The organism is Variovorax sp. VNK109 (assembly GCF_049445855.1).
Lineage (GTDB): Bacteria > Pseudomonadota > Gammaproteobacteria > Burkholderiales > Burkholderiaceae_C > JAGOCV01.
This window is the reverse complement of the sequence record NZ_JBMSDV010000002.1, coordinates 143,075-159,217: the sequence shown is the minus strand read 5'-3', so window position 1 is coordinate 159,217 and position 16,143 is coordinate 143,075. Positions and strand designations below refer to the sequence as shown.

The following is a 16,143-nucleotide window of genomic DNA, read 5'->3' as shown; positions in this document are numbered from 1 at the left end:
CATTGCAATGCCGGACGTGCGTACTGCCCCGCGCGTCACGAGCGTTTCTGGAAGAATGCCAAGCTCGCGCACCATGAAAGCCATCCTCTTCGTCATCGCCGTGTTCGCGGTTGCCATCGGCATTGCAGTGACCGCCGCTTCGAACCGCAACCTGGGTGAACACGCCGTGGCATTGCCGGCCGCCCAGGTCGCGGCTTCGGAGTCCGCCGGCGCCACCCATGCACGGGTGGTGTTCGCGGGTGGGTGTTTCTGGGGCGTGCAGGCGGTCTTCCAGCACACCGATGGTGTTCTTGCAGCGGTTTCAGGTTACGCAGGCGGCAAGGCTGGAGACGCCCACTACGGCATGGTCAGCACCGGCCGCACCGGTCATGCCGAAGCGGTGGAAGTCACCTACGACCCGCGCCGGATCACCTTCGGCAAACTGCTGCAGATCTATTTCTCGGTGGCCCACGATCCGACACAACTGAATCGCCAAGGCCCGGATGCAGGCACGCAGTACCGTTCGGCCATCTTCCACGTCACACCGACGCAGCGACAGGTGGCCCAGCAGTACATCGCGCAACTCGAAGAAGCACGGGTCTTCGGCGATGACCGCATCGTGACGCAACTCGTGCCACTGACGGAATTCTTCATCGCCGAAGCGCAGCACCAGGACTATGCGACGCGCCATCCGGGCGACGCTTACATCGCCACGTTCGACAGGCCGAAACTCGAAGCGCTGCAACGCCTGCTGCCCGAGGTGTGGCGGGACAAGCCGGTGCTGGTGATGACAGGGAACTGATCGTGCAGCGGCAAACGCATCGTTAGACTGAAACCAGGAGCCCACTTATGGAAACACAGGAACTGCATCGCGGTCGCCTTTTCGACCACCTGCAACTCGTCGTGCGCGACCTGCCCGCCAGCCAGAAGTTCTACGAGGCGGTGTTCGGCGTGCTTGGCATCCCCATGGGCGGCACGGGCGACGGCTATTTCTGGGCCGACGAACTCTTTGTCTCCACGGCCGACAGCCAGGCTGCGCAGGGCCATCTGACGGGTCGTCATCACTTCGCCTTCCAGGCGAAAGACAAGGCGATGGTGGAAGCCTTCCACCAAGCCGCGCTGGCCAACGGCGGCAAGGACAACGGCGCGCCCGGGCCGCGGCCCTACCACCCCGGCTACTACGCCGCGTTCGTGCTCGACCCGGACGGCAACAACATCGAGGCAGTCTTCCACGGCGAACACACGCGCAGCGCGCCGTCGGTGAAGATCACGTTCTGAACTGCCCGATGGGATCAGGCACGCGACATCGCCTGCCCGAGCCGGCCCACACCCTCTTCGATCTTCGCGACATCGGCTGTTGCGAATGACAGGCGCAGCGTGGAATGGTCGGGGTTGACGGCGTAGAACGGCGTGCCCGGCACGAAGGCCACGCCCTTCTCGATGGCGGTCTTGGCGAACTCGTTGCCGTCCTTCACCTTGCCGCCTGCACCCGTGAGGCTGGCCCAGAAGAACAGGCCGCCCTGCGGCTGCACGAAGCTGATGGCGTCGCCCAATTCCTTCTTGAGCGCACCGCCCATGGCCTGTGCGCGTTCCGCATAGACCTTGCGCACGCGTGCCAGCGTCGCGGGCATGCGGCCGGCCTTGAGGTATTGCGCGGCGGTGGCTTGCGCGAAGGTGCTGGTGTGCGCGTCGCTGAACTGCTTGCACATCGTCGCCTTGGCCAGCAACTCGGCGGGGGCGATCATCCAGCCCACGCGCAGACCGGGCGACAGCACCTTGCTCATGCTGCCGCAGTGCACGAGGTACTCGCGGCTGCCGGGCACCTGGGCGCTCAGCGCGAGGATGCTGGGCGGCGGGGCGTCGCCGAAGTACAGGTCGCCGTACGGGTCGTCCTCGACGATCAGCGTCTGGTGCTTCACGGCCATCTCGAGCACCTTCCTGCGCCGCTCGAGGTTCAGCAGTGCGCCGCTCGGGTTGCCGAAGGTGGGGATGAGATAGACGAACTTGGGCTTGTGCTCGGCGATGAGCTGCTCCAGCTGGTCGGTATCGACGCCGTTGCCGTCGACCGGCGCGCTGATGAGTTGCGCGCCATACAGGCGGAAGCACTGGATGGTGGCGAGGAAGGTCGGGCCTTCGACGATGACCTTGTCGCCGGGGCTGATGAGCGTCTTGCCCAGCAGGTCGAGCGCCTGCTGGCTGCCGGTGGTGACGATCAGGCCTTCGGGCGTCACATCCTTCGCGCCCTTGCTGGCCATGAAGGCGGCCAGCTGTTCACGCAGCGGGTTGTAGCCTTCGGTCGCGCCGTACTGCAGCGCAGCGCCGGGCTCGTCCGTCAGCGCCTTGTCGCTGGCTTCCTTGATGCCTGCGACATCGAACATCGCGCTATCAGGAAAACCGCCCGCGAAGCTGATGATGCCGGGCTTGCCCAGCAGCTTGAAGAGCTCACGGATGGCGGAGGTTTCGACGTTGTTCAGGCGGTCTGCGAATTGGATCGGCATGGTGGAAGCAGGAAGTCCTGGAGGGGTGTTAGCCTAGCGATGTTAGCGCGCCGCGTGCGGCGCGCCGTACCCTGGGGGCAAGCATGAAGATCGAGACGAAAACTTTGCCGGCCATGCGTCTGGCTTATATGCGGCGCACCGGGCCCTACGGCACGCCCGGTATTGCGCATACGTGGGAACGTTTCATGGGCTGGTGTGCCTCGCGCGGGCTCACGCAACCGCGCCGCGACACTTACGGTCTGAGCCTCGATGACCCGGCCACCGGCGCTTTCTCATGCTGGCTCTGCGTGCCGGTCGCCGCGCAGGCCTGAGAATGCAGACATGAAGCGCCTCCTGCTCGTTGCCACGCACATCGCCGCATTGGGCGTGGGCTTCGCGCTGGGCATCTACATGCTGCCCATCCTCATCGCGCCCGAAGCGCCCGCGCAAGCCCAGGTGGCCGCGCAGACCGGCGAAGTGCGATGGACCGCGCAGTTCCGCCGCGACCTGAAAGACAGCGACGCGCTCCATTGGGGCGAAGGCACCGTCACCGTCGGCGCGCAGGCCATCGGCTTCACAGGCAAGCTGGCCCCGGGCCCGGACTACAAGCTCTACCTCTCCCCCGAGTTCGTGGAAACCGAAGACGACTTCAAGCGCCTCAAGAGCCGCATGCAACGCGTTGGCGACGTGAAGACCTTCGAGAACTTCGTCGTGCCTGTGCCGCCCGGCGTGGACCCGGCACAGTTCACCAGCGTCATCGTCTGGTGCGAGACGTTCAGCCAGTTCATCACGGCGGCGAAGTACCGATAAGCTTCCGCCCTCGATAATCGCGGCCATGAAAGCCGCCGCTATCGAACCCTTTTTCGCAGCCCTCGAGGCCGCCAACCCCCAGCCCAATACCGAGCTCGAATACACCAGCGTGTTCGAACTGCTCAGCGCGGTGCTGCTGTCGGCGCAAGCCACCGACGTGGGGGTGAACAAGGCGACGCGCAAGCTTTTTCCGGTGGCGAATACGCCGCAGGCCATCCTCGACCTCGGGCTCGAAGGGCTGGAGGGTTACATCAAGACCATCGGCCTGTTCCGCAGCAAGGCAAAGCACCTGATGGAGACATGCCGCATCCTCGTGGAGCGGCACGGTGGCGAGGTGCCGCGCACGCGCGAGGAACTCGAAGCCCTGCCCGGTGTCGGCCGCAAGACGGCGAACGTGGTGCTGAATGTCGCCTTCGGCGAACCGACGATGGCGGTGGACACGCACATCTTCCGCGTCGGCAACCGCACGGGCCTCGCGCCCGGCAAGAATCCGTACGAAGTGGAAATGAAGCTGCTCGAACGCATTCCTGCCGAGTACATGGTGGACGCGCACCACTGGCTCATCCTGCACGGGCGCTATGTGTGCCAGGCGCGCAAGCCGCTGTGCTGGGAATGCGCCGTGGCGACTTGTTGCGACTTCACGCCGAAGACGCTGCGGCCCGACTGAAACTTCAGGAGAGGCTCAGAGCCAGATTTCACACCACTCGCCACAGGCCGGCGCCTGGCGCGGCCACTGGCCGGCACGGGTGACGTCGCTCACGCCCGAGGCGAGCAGCGTCACCGCGCGGATCACACCGGCGTGCGTGATCCACACCGCCTCGCCGAGCGCATTGGCGGTGGCGAGCGTGTCCACCATCGCGTTGCTCACGCGGCGCATGAATTCGCGCACGGACTCGCCGCCGCCCACGCGGTGCGTCGCAAAGTTGGCAAGCCAGGTGTTGTATTCCCTCTGCGAGATGTCGTCCCAGCGCTGACCTTCCCAGCTGCCGAAACTCATTTCGGCCAGGCGCGGGTCGGCGCTGGGCTGCAGGTCCGGGCGCAGGCCGGACAAGGTCTCGCCCAGTTGGCGGCAACGCCGCAGCGGCGAGCTGATGACGGGAAGATCCTTCGGCAGCACGACAGCAAGCGCGCGGGCCTGGCGTGCGGTTGCGGCCTCGTCGGCAGGCACGTCGATGGAGCCGTAGCAGGTGCCGGGCGAAATCAGCGGCAGCGAGTGACGCACAAGCCAGAGCTTCATGCCGCCACCGCCAGTCCGAAATAGAACGCGACTTCGCAGGCCTGTTGTGTTGCGCCGAGGCAATCGCCGGTGAAGCCCTGCAGCCGCCTTGAGAACAGACGCCACATCCACAGCCACGCGAGGCCGGCGAACGCCACGCCAGCCAGCACCTGCATGCCGTCGATGAACAGGCATGCGAGCCCGAGCCCTGCCGCCAGCCAGGCAGAGGCCGCGAGCAATGCGGTGTTGCCGATCTGGTCGGCCACCGGTTTCGATTTGGACGCGCCTTCGTCGCCCACATGCGGCAACGCACGCACCAGCAGCAAAGGGAATGCCCTCGACGCCACGTGCGCAGCGAGCAGGCCCGCACAGGCCAGCGCGACGTCGATGCTGCCCAGCAGCCCGAGCAACGCCACCTTGGCCATCAGCATGAGCGCCACGGCGATCGCGCCGAACGCGCCCACACGCGAGTCCTTCATGATCTCGAGCGCGCGCTGCCGCTCGGCGCTGCCGCCCAGGCCGTCGGCCACGTCGGCGAGGCCGTCTTCGTGGAATGCGCCCGTCATGAACACAGTGAAGCCGGTAGACAGCACGGCCGCCACCAGCGCGGCATATCCACCCGCGTGTGCGTTCTGTGGCAACGCCCACATGACGACGCCATACGCGAACGCTGCCATCAGCCCGACCAGCAGACCGACGCCGGGGAAGTGCGCCGCGCTCGCGCGCAGCATCTGCGGGCTGTAACCGACCCATGCGGCCACCGCACCGGTCACGGGGATCCGGGTGAAGTACTGCACGGCCAGCAGGTAATGGCGCAGCCCGTTCATGCCGTGGCCTCGGTGATGTCCCCGACGCCCGCAACAAGGTCGGCCTTGCCGGACACGCCGGCCGATTCGAAGCTCGCCATCTCGCGCAGCAGTGCGCAGGCCGACACCAGCAGGGGCCAGGCCAGCGCAGCGCCCGAACCTTCACCCAGCCGCAGCGACATGTCCAGCAGCGCGCGCGCAGGCTGCTGCGCCGACGCGCCGAGATGGCGCAGCATCAAACCGTGCCCGCACTCGCCGGAGCGGTGCGAGAACACACAGCGCTGCGTGACGAAGGGCTCCAGCGCCTGCGCCACCAGCACGGCGCTGCTGGCGATGAAACCGTCCACCACGATCACGCGCCGCTCTTCGGCCGCCTGCAACACCGCGCCGACCAGTGTGGCGATCTCGAACCCACCGAAGGCTGCCAGCACTTCCAGCGGTTGCGTGGCCTGCTCGTGGAACGCGAGCACCTGCTGCAGTACGTCCACCTTGCGCGCGAGCGCTTCACCGCCGAGCCCCGTGCCTGCCCCTGTGCATTCGGCGATGGGATGCCCGGTCAGCCGCGCCAGCAGCAGCGACGCCGCCGACGTATTGCCGATGCCCATCTCGCCCAGCAGCAGCGCGTTGCCCGGCAGACCGCGCACGATTTCGCGGCCGTTGGCGATGGCTTCGTCGCGCTGCACAGGCGTCATGGCCGGGCCGTCCAGCGAGTCCGCCGTGCCGTGCGCCACCTTGCGCAAGAGCAGCCCGGGCCGTGGCGCGAAGTCGTGCCGCACGCCGCAGTCCACCACGTTGAGCGCGATGTCGTGCTGGCGCGCGAGCACGCTCACGGCGGCCCCGCCGGCCAGGAAGTTCTCCACCATCTGCCACGTCACGTCGCTCGGGTACGCGGAAATGCCGCGCGCGGTCAGGCCATGGTCGCCCGCGCACACCAGCATCTGCGGCTGCAGGAGTTCGGGCGATTCCGTGCCGAGGATCAGGCCGATCTGCGCAGCCAGGGATTCCAGCCGGCCCAGCGAGCCGACGGGTTTGGTCTTGTTGTCCAGCTTGTGCTGCAGGCGCTGCGCGAGGGCAGCGTCGGTGATGTCTTGCAGGCTCATGGACGCCGATGTTGCCAGAGTGCTTCTTCAATTGCGTTACGACGTGCACCCGGACTGTTTTTCTGCGCGAAGAGCTAGCGACCGTCGTCTTTTGCAGTCGGCTGGCTCCCTATTCTCTTGATATTCGTCTTGAATTCAAACTTTGATTTGAATTTCTTTGTCATTTCAATCCTACTTGTACAAATAAGGTCATCAGCACTAGAATTCCATTCAACTTCGATTTGAATTCTTCGTCTATTCAAATTTTGATTGAAATGACCGACACCTTATCCACGACCCATGTCGAGCTGGCCACGGCGCTGGAGGCGCAGCGGCTGCGCCTGCGTCGCAGCCGGGGCGATCTGGTCAGCAGCACGGGCCTGTCCTACCAGTCGTTGCAAAAAATCCTGGAGGGCACGTCGGACTTCAAGGTGTCGAACCTGCTCGCAATCGCGCAGGCACTGGACATGGACGTCGCCCTCGTGCCGCGCGGTCTGGCGCCGGCCCTGCAGGCGCAGCCATCGCACGCCGCAGCATCCACCACACCTGCCGCCACGGTCGTCGCGACCGCTGCAGCGCCCAGTCTTGTCGGTGCCGCACTGGAGCGGCTACGCCCGCTCGAGCCCGGCACGCCGCGCGGCGAGAAGCCATGAACGTCGAGGTGCTCGTCATCCGCGTGCACGAGGTGCGCGTGGGCATCCTGTTCCGCTATGCGCCGGAAGGCGCGGCGCCGGTGATGCGCTTTGTTGCGGACGAAACCTGGGCGGCCGCGCGGCCGGGCACCGCACCAGTCCTCTCCCAGTCTTTCGTGGCCGCGCAACCCGAGCAGCAGCGCGCGCTGCTGCTCAACGTGCTGGATGCGCGCTTCAACGGTGTCGCCGGCCGCAAGGGCGACTGGCAGTTGCCCTCGTTCTTCCAGAACCTGCTGCCCGAAGGCGTGTTCCGCGATCACGTCGCACAGGAAGCCGGTTGCGCGCCCGATGACCACTTCCGCATGCTTGCCGCCTGCGGGCTGGATCTGCCCGGCGCAGTGACCGCGCGCTGGGAAGACGTGGACCGCGCCACGCTGGCCCGCCTCGTCACACAGGAACAGGACGCGCTGGAAATGAGCGTGGGCGCAGCGCCGTTCCAGGGTGCCGTGTCGCTCTCGGGCGTGCAGCCGAAACTGGCCGTGCTGCGCGACGCGAACGGCAGGTATGTCGGGCGGACGAAGATCCACCGCACGACAGGCGCTCCGGGCACGCAGGACGCACCGGACACGCATGTCATCGCCAAGCTTCCCGCCGTGGGCTACCCGCGCATGCCCGAGGTCGAAGACCTCTCCTTGCGCATGGCACGCGCCGTGGGCGTGAACACCTGCGCGCATTCGCTCGTGCCGCTGTCGCAGCTGATGGAGCCGCATCGCTACGACCTGGGCGACGAGGCGCAGCAGCACTTCCTCGCAGTCGAGCGCTTCGACCGGGCACCCGGCGGCGGCCTGCAGGCCCGCGTGATGTGCGAGGACTTCGCACAGGTGCTGAGCGTGCCGCCCGAAGACAAATACAGCCGCAGCTACGCCGAAATTGCCGCAGTGTTGCTCGCCCTGCCCGCCTGCGGCGAACCGGCCGTCCATGAACTGCTGCGCCGCCTGGTGGTGAACGAGCTCATCGGCAACGCCGATGCGCACCTCAAGAACATCGGCCTGATCTATCGCGACGGCCGCACGGCCGAACTCTCGCCGGCTTACGACGTCGTGGCCCTGTGCCTGTACGGCGTGAAGGCCGGGCACGCGCTGCGGCTGATGCCGGCGCACATCGCGCCCAGCCATGCCGGCGGTGAGCCACCCTCACTGCTCTCACCCGTGATGGCCCGCGACTTCTGCCGCACGCTGGGCATCGCGCCCGGGCCGGCCAGCGCCATCGTGCGGCAGACCGTACTTACCGCCGCCAAGACCTGGGCGTCGCTCATCCGTGCCTCGGCACTCACGCCGCAGCAGAAAAGCACGCTGCTCGAACGCGTGGGCCGCCACGTGCTCACGCGCCAGGTGCTGGGGCGCAATCCGCAGTTGGCAGATGAGTGGCGATCCGGCGGTGAAGTGACGCAGCCTGAAGCGGCGCGCGCTACTTGAGCAAATCTTCCAGCACGCCAGGCACGAAGTGCGTGTCGATGTAGTCGGCAAGCCCATCGAACACTGCGTCGAGCGTGCGAGACCCGGCGCCGAAAAGTGCCTGCATCACTGCGGGGTCTTCGAACAGGCCATGCAGGTACACGCCGAGCACGTTGCCCTGCCCGTTTTGCCAGCCGAGGATCTGCGCGCCGTCCGAGGTGTTCGACACGACCGGTTGCGCCATGTCGCCCGCATTCGCCATGGCGGCGTGCTGCACTGTTTGTCCGTGGTGGATTTCATAGCCGCGCACGTCGAGACCGGCGAGCGCTTGCCACTCGCCCCGCACATCGCCGAAGCGCGCCTGCGAACGCAGGACGGTCTTCTCGCGTGCGAAGGCTGTCACCAGCGGCAGCAGCCCGAGCCCCGGCCCGTTGCCGTCGATGCCTTCGGTGTCGATCAGCGCTTCGCCCAGCATCTGCAGGCCGCCGCAGATGCCGAGCACTCGCCTGCCGTTTGCGGCATGCGCAGCGACGGCCGCATCCAGCCCTTGCGCGCGCAGCCAGGCGAGATCGCTGCCGGTGTGCTTGGAACCGGGCAGGATGAGCCAGTCCGCACCGGCGCAATCGGCCGGCGTGCGCACCCACACGAGTCGCACGCCGGGCACGTTCTTGAGCGGCTGGAACTCGTCGAGGTTGCTGATGCGCGGATATGCGATCACGGCAATGGTCGTCATTACAGCCCCGGTGCTGCGCGAGCGGTCGTCGAACACGCCATCTTCCTCGGGCAGACCATGCTGCCACCACATGGGCAGCGTTGCCACCGTCGGAACACCGGTCATCTCCTGGAGCATCCGCGGCGCGGGTTCGAGCAGGGCCGCGTCACCACGGAACTTGTTGAGCACGAAGCCGCGCAGCAGCGCGCGGTCTTCAGGCGGCAGCAGCGACCACGTTCCGAATAGGTGCGCGAAGGCGCCGCCACGGTCGATGTCCGTCACCAGCAGGCAGGCCGCCTTGGTGTGTTGCGCCACGCGCATGTTGACGATGTCGCTGGCCTGCAGGTTGATCTCGGCCGGCGAACCGGCGCCTTCGATGACGACGACATCGTTGTCCGCCATCAACGCATCGAGCGCGTCGCGCACGGCAGGCCACACCCGTTCGCTGCGCTCGTGCCAGGGCGCGCGCGAGAGCGCTTCATCCACCCTGCCGAGCAGGACCACCTGGCTGCGGGTGTCTGCCTCGGGCTTGAGCAGCAATGGATTCATGCGGACGTGCGGTTCTGCGCGTGCGGCCAGCGACTGGAAGTACTGCGCGCTGCCGATCTCGCCTTCACAACCATCCATGCCGGCGACGACGCGCGCGTTGTTGCTCATGTTCTGCGCCTTGAACGGCGCGACCTTCAGACCCTGTCGCGCATACCAGCGGCACAGGGCCGTGGCCAGCCAGCTCTTGCCCGCGCCGCTGGTGGTGCCGAGCACCATGACAGCCCGGGCGCGTTTGGCAGGCAGGTTCATGCGCGCGCGACCACGGGCACCACGGCCCACTGCCCCGCCACCTCGTGGATGCCGATGCGGCCGTCGAATACCTCGACCATCGCCTCGCGCGTTGCGGCATCGCCGCTGGCGCCTTGGTGCACGATACGGCCCGCACGCATGACGACGATCTCGTCGGCCTGCAACGCCATGCCCAGTTCATGCAGCACGCTCACCACCGTGCAGCCGTCCTGCGCCAGTTGCCGCACGATGCCCAGCCAGTCGGCCTGGTGCGGGGCATCGAGGTTGGCGAGCGGCTCGTCCATCAGCATCACGCGCGCCTGCACTGCCAATGCGCGCGCCAGCAGCACGCGTTGCCGCTCACCGCCGGACAGGTTGCCAAGGGTGCGGTGACGCCATTCCCAACAATGGGCAAGGCGCATCGCATGCTCGACGATGCTCGCGTCTTCGGCCGTGGGTACCGACAGCCACGACTGGTGCGGCAACCGCCCGAGCATCGCGACGTCGTACGCCAGCAAGTCGGCGCCGGCTTCCTCGTTCTGCCCCAGCCAACCCAGCACACGGGCGCGCTCCCTGCGCGGGCAGGTAGCGATGTCGCGGCCCTGCAGGCGCACGCCGCCTGCCAGGACATGGCGCGCCGGCAACACATGCGCGAGCGCCCGCAGCAGCGTCGTCTTGCCCGCGCCGTTGGGGCCGACGATGGCCGTCCAGCGTCCAGGCGCCATCGACACGCTCACGTCGTGCAGCACCTCGGCATCACCCAGGCGAACACGCAGGCCCTGCGCCACCATCACCTCGCCGGAATCGATCGCGCCGCCCGCTGCGCTCATGAAGACCTCCGGTGCATCAGCACGAGCAGGTAGCCACCGCCCAGCACGGCCGTGAGGATGCCCACGGGCAGTTCCTGCGGTGCCATGAGCCAGCGCGCGAGCACGTCGGCTGCCAGCAGAAGTGCGCCACCCGTTATTGCGGAGAGCGCCAGCAGGCTGCGGTGCGCGGGCTTCAGGGCCGTGCGCACCAGATGCGGCGCGGCCAGGCCGACGAAGGCCACCAGCCCCACGTGCGCAACGGCTGCGCCGGTGGACAGCGCGAGTGCCACCACGAGAACGCCACGCACCACGGGCAGCGGCACGCCGAGACTGAGCGCGGTGGTCTCGCCCAGGCTCAGGGCATCGAGCGCGCGCGACAGCGGCAGCGCGAGGACGAGTGCGACAGCCAGGGCCACCGCTGTCATCGCCACGCTGCTCCAGCCGAGAAAACTCGTGGTGCCGAGCATGAAGGTCTGCATCGCGCGCAGGATGTCGGGCGACCACAGCGCCACCAGCGACGCGAGCGCGCCCAGCACCACGCCAACCACCACGCCGGCCAGCAGCAGCCGCAAGGTATGTTGCACGCCCTGCGCCAGGGTGAGCGTGATCAGCACCGCGCCGGCCGCGCCTGCGAAAGCAAAACCCGTCATGCCCAGCTGCGCGCCGATGCCTGCTGCCGCCGGCGATACGCCGAGCCACGCCAGCAGCACGGCCACACCGAGCGTCGCGCCCGACGCGCTGCCCAGCAGGAACGGGTCGGCCAGCGGGTTGCGGAACAGCCCCTGCGCGATCGCACCCGACAGGCCCAGCAACGCACCTGCGAACCAGGCACCGAGCGTGCGCGGCAGACGGATGTCCCACACGATGGCGCCGGGCACCGCACTTGCGCCCCAGGGCGGTTCCCAGCCCATGCTGCCCACGGCCACGCCGAGCGCGGTCAGGAGCGCGGTGAACACCAGCAGCACGCCGGCCAGCCGGAACGGCGTCATCCGCCTTGCCGTCATTTCGAGACTCCGCCGGCTGCCGCGTTCAGCTTGCCGTTCACGCAATCCGCCATGATCTGCGCGCCTTCGGCCATGCGTGGACCGGGCCTCACGAGCACGTCGCCCTGCGCCATGGAGAAGCGGCATACCCGACCCGAGCGGATGGCGGCGATGCGCGGCCAGCCCGGCCGTGTATCGAGCGACACGCTCTTCACGTCCGACACCATGATGAGTTCGGGGTCCGCACGGACGACGAACTCGGGATTGACCTGCGGGAACGGCCCGAGGGCTGCCGGCACGATGTTGCGAAGGCCCAGCCGTGCCAGCGTCTGGCCGATGAAGGACGATTCGCCGGCCGCATACGGGGCGCTGTTCACTTCGAAATACACACGGGTGCCGCGCGACGCCGCGGGCACGGACTGTGCCGCCGCATCCACGCCAGCATCGATGCGCCGCCAGATCGCCTCGGCCTGCGCGGCGCTGTCGGCCAGGCCGAGCAGGGCCGCCGTCCTGCCCAGCACCCACTGCACGTCCGCATGGGTGCGCGGCTCCAGCGCCGCCACCGGAATGCCCAGCGACTGCAGACGCCCGAGCACACGCGACGAGGTTCCGAGCAGCACGACATCGGGCTTGAGTGCGACGATGCGCTCCACGCTCGCGTCTTCCAGCCCCCCCACGTGCGGCAGGGTACGCACCTGCGCCGGCCAGTTGGAATAGTCGTCCACGCCAACGAGCCGGTCACACGCGCCCAGCTCGCAGACGGTTTCGGTGAGCGACGGCAGCAGCGAGACGATGCGCTGCGGCGCGCGTGGCAGGGTGACCTGCACGCCGCGGCCATCGGTGATCTGGATCCGCGCCTGTGCATGGATGGAAGGCAGCCATGCGCAGGCGCACAGCAACACCGCGCAAAACCGCGATGAAGGCCGCGAACGCCATGAACTCGATGCTGCATGCGTGCCCCACCTTTTCACGCTGCCATCTCCTTGACGGTCAGCGGGCAGCCGGCAGCCATGAGCGTCACGCGCGCGCAGGCCTGTGCCACGGACTGGTTCAGGTTGCCCAAGGCATCGACGAAGCGCCGCACATCGCGACCGAGCGGAATCACGCCCAGGCCGATTTCGTTGCTCACCAGCACGATCGGCCCCCCGCAACCGGCGATGGCAGTGGACAGCGCCAGCAACTCCTGCTGCAGCGCTTGCGCATCCGGCACGCCGTCGTCCGCAGGCATCAGCCACTGCGTGAGCCAGAGCGTCAGGCAATCCACCACGACCAGGGTGCCAGGACGGCTGTGCGCCGTGATCGTCGCCGACAGATGACGGGGCTCTTCCACCGTACGCATGCCGGGTACCCGCAAGGCACGGTCGGCCCGGTGCCGCGCGATGCGCTCGCGCATTTCGTCGTCGTGCGCCAAGGCTGTCGCGATCAACACCGCTTCGTGCGCCGGCGACTGCGCCAGCCAGCGTTGCGCCAGAAGTTCGGCGCGGCGCGACTTGCCGCTCTTCTGCCCGCCCAGGATCAATTCGGCGTGCGCGACGGACAACAACTCAGCCATGTTTTTCCGCCCACTCGTTGACGATGCGATGCAACTGGTGGACGCCGTCGGTCAACGCCGCCGGGCCCGGCTGCAGGATGTCGGCCGACTTGATCTCGAACAGTTGCCTGTCGCGCACGGCATTGACGGCCTCCCAGCCGGGGCGGGCAGCCACCTTCTCCGCGCGGAATTTCTTGCCGCACCACGAGCCGATGACGATGTCCGGGTTGCGGCGCACGATCTCCGAGCCGTCCGCAATGATGCGGTTCTTGCCCAAGGGCTCGCGCGCAAGTTCGGGGAAGCAGTCATCGCCGCCGGCAATCCCCATGAGTTCCGACACCCAGGCGATCGCGCTGATGTGCGGTTCGTCCCACTCTTCGAAGAAGATGCGCGGCCGGCGCGACAACGCGGCGGCCGAACGCGCGATGGCATTCAGTTCCTGCCGCATGGCCTCGATGCGGGCAAGACCATCGTCGGCCCGCCCCACCATCGCCGCCACCTGATACAACATCTCGAAAATGCTCTGCACGCTGCGCTGGTTGAACACCGTCACCTGGATGCCGTGGCGGATGAGCGCCGAGGCAATGTCCGCCTGCAGGTCGGAGAAGCCGAACACGCAGTCCGGCTCGAGCGCAAGGATCTTGTCGATCTTCGCGCTCAGGAAGGCGCTGACCTTGGGTTTCTCTTCACGTGCGCGGCGCGGGCGCACCGTGTAGCCCGAGATGCCCACGATGCGCCGCTCCTCGCCGAGCAGGTACAGCCACTCGGTTGTCTCTTCCGTCAGGCAGACGATGCGCTGCGGACCCTTGGGTGATGTGAGGTCCGCAGCGCCCATGTTGCTCCGTCCGGTGCTCCGTCAGAAGCTCACGCGCACAGCCGCCGTGACCGTGCGACCCGCTTCGGGGTAGATGCCGTTCGTGACGCCGGCAACGCAACTGAAGGCCTGCGAGTAGTAGTCGCGGTCGAACAGGTTGCCGACCCCCAGCGAGAATTCCACGTTCTGCCACTGGTAGGCATAGCGGACGTCGGCAGTCGTGTAGGAAGGCATGGAGCACTGGTTCGCCAGATCGGGATGCTGCGAGGATACCCAGTTCACGCCGCCACTCAAGCGGTGGTTGGCGATGGGCGTCCAGTCGGCACGCAACGTGGCGGTGCGGCGTGGCACCAGCGGCACGTCGGCACCCGAGTACGGGCCGCTGCGGAAGGTGGCATTGCGCCACGCGAGGTTCGCGCGCAGGTTGACCGTCTTCGTCGCGGCCCAGCTTCCGTCGAGCTCCAGGCCCTGGCGGCGCGTCGGGTCGAAGTTCACGTTGGCGCCAAACGGACCGAACACGCCCAGGCCGGCGGGGTCGTAGCCGATCTCGTTCTCGAGCGCGCTGCGGTACAGGCGCGCTTCGAGCTTGTAGCCGGCCTGCGCCCAGCGCGCGCCGAGTTCGGTGTCCTTCGAGGTCTGCGGCACGAGCGCGACGGCGTTGAACGGCATTTCGTCGGCATTCGCCAGGCGGTAGCTCTTGCCGATGCGGCCCCACAGCGTGAGGTTCTGCGACAACGGCTGGCTCACACCGAGTTCCCAGGCATGCAGTCGATCGTTGATCACATCGGTGGTGTCGGTCGTTTCCTTGTCGAAGCGCTCGGTGCGGTAGCCCAGCGACACGCGCGTGCCGGTCGGCAGCGTGATGTCGTCCTTGACGTACCAGGCACGCGAGTGCTGTTCGGCCACCGAGCCGAACGCGCCGAACACGGTGCGGTCCCAGCTGTTGTAGTCGGTACCGAACACGAGGGTGTTCTGCATGCTGCCGAATTTTGCTTCGTTGCGGGCGCGCAGGGAGAAGCTGCTGGCGTCGACGTTGTAGTCGTACGGGCCGAAGCCGCTCATGCTGCGCAACGTCTTGTCGCGCTTGCCGGCGTCAGCAGCGATCTGCCAGCTGCCGAACTGCGCTTCGGCAAACACACCGGTGCGTTCGTTGCGGATGCGCCCGTAGTCGCCCGGCGTGTTGGTCTGCTGCGGATTGGCTGCGTACTGCGCCGCAGACAGCGAACCGGGAAGGCGGCTGTCCAGCGAGTCCTGCGCGTAGCGCGCGCCGATGCGCACGTTGCTGCCTTCCCACTGCACCGTCGCAGCGCCCGCGTCCGTTTCGGAGCGGAAGTTGTCGCGGTGGTTGTCGCTTTCGCGCTTCTGGCCCGACACATCCAGAGAGAAGCCGCCTGCGGCCACGGTGGCGTTGGCGCTGAGTTCACGCGTGCTGTTGGAGCCAAAGCCTGCGTAGATGGACGCGCGGTTGCTGCGCTCCTTGCCGGCCGACGCCTTGGTGGTGATGACGATCACGCCGCCCGTGGCGCCTTCGCCGTACAGCACGGCGCCGCTGCCGCGCAGCACTTCGATGCGCTCGACCGTGTCGATGGCGATGCCCGACAGGCGCGGCGAGGACAGGTCGCCTTCATTCAGGCGCACGCCATCGAGGACGACGACCTGGTTGGAATCGGCCGTGCTGCCGAAACCGCGCAGATCCAGCTGGTAGTTGCCGCCGCCATATGAATCCTGGCGGCCCACGATGCCCAGCAGGCGCATGACGGCTTCGTTCACCGTGGTCGCGCCCGAGTCGCGGATGTCCTGCGCCGTGAGCACGCTCACGCCCAGCGGCAGCGAAGCCGCGGGCTCGGCGAAGCGCGTGGCGGTGACCACGGTTTCAGGCAGGGTGGATTGGGAAAAAGCTGCGGTGCTGCACAGGGCCGTGCTGCATGCAGCAGCGCAGGCTGTGGCCATGCGGCTCAGGCGCACGGCGCCATGCACGCGGGGGATGCGGATAGTCATGATTTGAGAAACACAAACAAGTGCCCTCGCCGGCTTCCCCGCCGGCGCATGGGCGACACGGCCCCA

General features: G+C 67.4%; 18 protein-coding genes. 7 read left to right on the top strand and 11 right to left on the bottom strand.

The features are described from left to right. Positions 1–73: 73 nt before the first annotated feature. Both msrA and ACO2Q9_RS08295 read left to right on the top strand, forming a co-directional pair. Positions 74–781, top strand: a complete 708-nt coding sequence (gene msrA / locus ACO2Q9_RS08300) for a peptide-methionine (S)-S-oxide reductase MsrA (protein ID WP_423310145.1) — start codon at positions 74–76, stop codon at positions 779–781. A 47-nt stretch (positions 782–828) separates the two neighbouring features. Next, positions 829–1,257 carry a VOC family protein gene (locus tag ACO2Q9_RS08295; protein WP_423310143.1) on the top strand — a complete coding sequence of 143 codons (429 nt, stop codon included), beginning with the start codon at positions 829–831 and terminating at the stop codon, positions 1,255–1,257. Positions 1,258–1,271: 14 nt separating this feature from the next. Here the strand turns inward: ACO2Q9_RS08295 and ACO2Q9_RS08290 are convergent, their stop codons facing one another. After that, positions 1,272–2,471, bottom strand: coding sequence for a PLP-dependent aminotransferase family protein (locus ACO2Q9_RS08290; protein ID WP_423311216.1), 1,200 nt, complete (start codon positions 2,469–2,471; stop codon positions 1,272–1,274). A gap of 89 nt (positions 2,472–2,560) precedes the next feature. Between ACO2Q9_RS08290 and ACO2Q9_RS08285 the strand changes: the two genes are divergently transcribed. The 3 genes from ACO2Q9_RS08285 to nth are packed head-to-tail and all read left to right on the top strand — an operon-like array spanning position 2,561 to position 3,933. Beyond that, positions 2,561–2,788, top strand: coding sequence for a GyrI-like domain-containing protein (locus ACO2Q9_RS08285; RefSeq protein WP_423310141.1), 228 nt, complete (start codon positions 2,561–2,563; stop codon positions 2,786–2,788). A gap of 10 nt (positions 2,789–2,798) precedes the next feature. Then, a complete protein-coding gene (locus ACO2Q9_RS08280) occupies positions 2,799–3,266 on the top strand; it encodes a DM13 domain-containing protein (protein WP_423310139.1) in 468 nt (155 codons plus the stop codon). Positions 3,267–3,291: 25 nt separating this feature from the next. Beyond that, positions 3,292–3,933, top strand: coding sequence for an endonuclease III (gene nth, locus ACO2Q9_RS08275; RefSeq protein WP_423310137.1), 642 nt, complete (start codon positions 3,292–3,294; stop codon positions 3,931–3,933). Between the two features lie 15 nt (positions 3,934–3,948). Here nth and ACO2Q9_RS08270 read toward each other — a convergent pair whose 3' ends face one another. The 3 genes from ACO2Q9_RS08270 to cobT are packed head-to-tail and all read right to left on the bottom strand — an operon-like array spanning position 3,949 to position 6,388. Continuing rightward, on the bottom strand, positions 3,949–4,503 hold the full coding sequence (locus tag ACO2Q9_RS08270) for a histidine phosphatase family protein (protein WP_423310135.1): 555 nt from the start codon (positions 4,501–4,503) through the stop codon (positions 3,949–3,951). Continuing rightward, complete coding sequence (locus ACO2Q9_RS08265; protein ID WP_423310133.1) at positions 4,500–5,309, bottom strand: adenosylcobinamide-GDP ribazoletransferase; 810 nt, start codon at positions 5,307–5,309, stop codon at positions 4,500–4,502. Before ACO2Q9_RS08265 ends, ACO2Q9_RS08270 begins: the two co-directional genes overlap by 4 nt. Beyond that, entirely contained in the window at positions 5,306–6,388 is a 1,083-nt protein-coding gene (gene cobT, locus ACO2Q9_RS08260) for a nicotinate-nucleotide--dimethylbenzimidazole phosphoribosyltransferase (protein WP_423310131.1), read from the bottom strand. The genes ACO2Q9_RS08265 and cobT overlap by 4 nt, the downstream gene beginning before the upstream one ends. A 254-nt stretch (positions 6,389–6,642) precedes the next feature. On the opposite strand from cobT, the gene ACO2Q9_RS08255 reads away from it, so the two are divergent. Continuing rightward, positions 6,643–7,020: a helix-turn-helix domain-containing protein gene (locus ACO2Q9_RS08255; protein ID WP_423310129.1), complete on the top strand. Its 378-nt coding sequence runs from the start codon at positions 6,643–6,645 to the stop codon at positions 7,018–7,020. Then, the gene (locus tag ACO2Q9_RS08250) at positions 7,017–8,474 is read left to right on the top strand and encodes a type II toxin-antitoxin system HipA family toxin (protein ID WP_423310126.1); all 1,458 of its coding nucleotides are present in this window, start codon (positions 7,017–7,019) and stop codon (positions 8,472–8,474) included. The genes ACO2Q9_RS08255 and ACO2Q9_RS08250 overlap by 4 nt, the downstream gene beginning before the upstream one ends. Here ACO2Q9_RS08250 and ACO2Q9_RS08245 read toward each other — a convergent pair. The 7 genes from ACO2Q9_RS08245 to ACO2Q9_RS08215 form a co-directional block, all read right to left on the bottom strand. Beyond that, on the bottom strand, positions 8,467–9,963 hold the full coding sequence (locus ACO2Q9_RS08245) for a cobyric acid synthase (protein WP_423310124.1): 1,497 nt from the start codon (positions 9,961–9,963) through the stop codon (positions 8,467–8,469). The genes ACO2Q9_RS08250 and ACO2Q9_RS08245 overlap by 8 nt on opposite strands. Continuing rightward, positions 9,960–10,772 (bottom strand): ABC transporter ATP-binding protein, encoded by an 813-nt coding sequence (locus ACO2Q9_RS08240; protein ID WP_423310122.1) that lies wholly within the window; start codon positions 10,770–10,772, stop codon positions 9,960–9,962. Before ACO2Q9_RS08240 ends, ACO2Q9_RS08245 begins: the two co-directional genes overlap by 4 nt. Then, complete coding sequence (locus tag ACO2Q9_RS08235) at positions 10,769–11,755, bottom strand: FecCD family ABC transporter permease (protein WP_423310120.1); 987 nt, start codon at positions 11,753–11,755, stop codon at positions 10,769–10,771. Before ACO2Q9_RS08235 ends, ACO2Q9_RS08240 begins: the two co-directional genes overlap by 4 nt. Beyond that, positions 11,752–12,636, bottom strand: coding sequence for an ABC transporter substrate-binding protein (locus ACO2Q9_RS08230; RefSeq protein WP_423311214.1), 885 nt, complete (start codon positions 12,634–12,636; stop codon positions 11,752–11,754). Before ACO2Q9_RS08230 ends, ACO2Q9_RS08235 begins: the two co-directional genes overlap by 4 nt. A 65-nt stretch (positions 12,637–12,701) precedes the next feature. Continuing rightward, positions 12,702–13,286, bottom strand: coding sequence for a bifunctional adenosylcobinamide kinase/adenosylcobinamide-phosphate guanylyltransferase (locus ACO2Q9_RS08225; protein WP_423310118.1), 585 nt, complete (start codon positions 13,284–13,286; stop codon positions 12,702–12,704). Further along, entirely contained in the window at positions 13,279–14,100 is an 822-nt protein-coding gene (locus ACO2Q9_RS08220) for an ABC transporter substrate-binding protein (protein WP_423310116.1), read from the bottom strand. Before ACO2Q9_RS08220 ends, ACO2Q9_RS08225 begins: the two co-directional genes overlap by 8 nt. A gap of 21 nt (positions 14,101–14,121) precedes the next feature. Continuing rightward, complete coding sequence (locus tag ACO2Q9_RS08215) at positions 14,122–16,077, bottom strand: TonB-dependent receptor (protein ID WP_423310114.1); 1,956 nt, start codon at positions 16,075–16,077, stop codon at positions 14,122–14,124. Positions 16,078–16,143: the final 66 nt, after the last annotated feature.

Bases quoted from the DNA above. Each gene is read 5' to 3' on its own strand.
- ACO2Q9_RS08240 (WP_423310122.1), bottom strand. From the start codon at position 10,772: ATGAGCGCAGCGGGCGGCGCGATCGATTCCGGCGAGGTGATGGTGGCG.
- ACO2Q9_RS08225 (WP_423310118.1), bottom strand. From the start codon at position 13,286: ATGGCTGAGTTGTTGTCCGTCGCGCACGCCGAATTGATCCTGGGCGGG.
- cobT (WP_423310131.1), bottom strand. From the start codon at position 6,388: ATGAGCCTGCAAGACATCACCGACGCTGCCCTCGCGCAGCGCCTGCAG.
- ACO2Q9_RS08265 (WP_423310133.1), bottom strand. From the start codon at position 5,309: ATGAACGGGCTGCGCCATTACCTGCTGGCCGTGCAGTACTTCACCCGG.
- ACO2Q9_RS08215 (WP_423310114.1), bottom strand. From the start codon at position 16,077: ATGACTATCCGCATCCCCCGCGTGCATGGCGCCGTGCGCCTGAGCCGC.
- nth (WP_423310137.1), top strand. From the start codon at position 3,292: ATGAAAGCCGCCGCTATCGAACCCTTTTTCGCAGCCCTCGAGGCCGCC.
- ACO2Q9_RS08220 (WP_423310116.1), bottom strand. From the start codon at position 14,100: ATGGGCGCTGCGGACCTCACATCACCCAAGGGTCCGCAGCGCATCGTC.
- ACO2Q9_RS08255 (WP_423310129.1), top strand. From the start codon at position 6,643: ATGACCGACACCTTATCCACGACCCATGTCGAGCTGGCCACGGCGCTG.
- ACO2Q9_RS08250 (WP_423310126.1), top strand. From the start codon at position 7,017: ATGAACGTCGAGGTGCTCGTCATCCGCGTGCACGAGGTGCGCGTGGGC.
- ACO2Q9_RS08280 (WP_423310139.1), top strand. From the start codon at position 2,799: ATGAAGCGCCTCCTGCTCGTTGCCACGCACATCGCCGCATTGGGCGTG.
- ACO2Q9_RS08270 (WP_423310135.1), bottom strand. From the start codon at position 4,503: ATGAAGCTCTGGCTTGTGCGTCACTCGCTGCCGCTGATTTCGCCCGGC.
- ACO2Q9_RS08285 (WP_423310141.1), top strand. From the start codon at position 2,561: ATGAAGATCGAGACGAAAACTTTGCCGGCCATGCGTCTGGCTTATATG.
- ACO2Q9_RS08295 (WP_423310143.1), top strand. From the start codon at position 829: ATGGAAACACAGGAACTGCATCGCGGTCGCCTTTTCGACCACCTGCAA.
- ACO2Q9_RS08245 (WP_423310124.1), bottom strand. From the start codon at position 9,963: ATGAACCTGCCTGCCAAACGCGCCCGGGCTGTCATGGTGCTCGGCACC.
- ACO2Q9_RS08235 (WP_423310120.1), bottom strand. From the start codon at position 11,755: ATGACGGCAAGGCGGATGACGCCGTTCCGGCTGGCCGGCGTGCTGCTG.
- msrA (WP_423310145.1), top strand. From the start codon at position 74: ATGAAAGCCATCCTCTTCGTCATCGCCGTGTTCGCGGTTGCCATCGGC.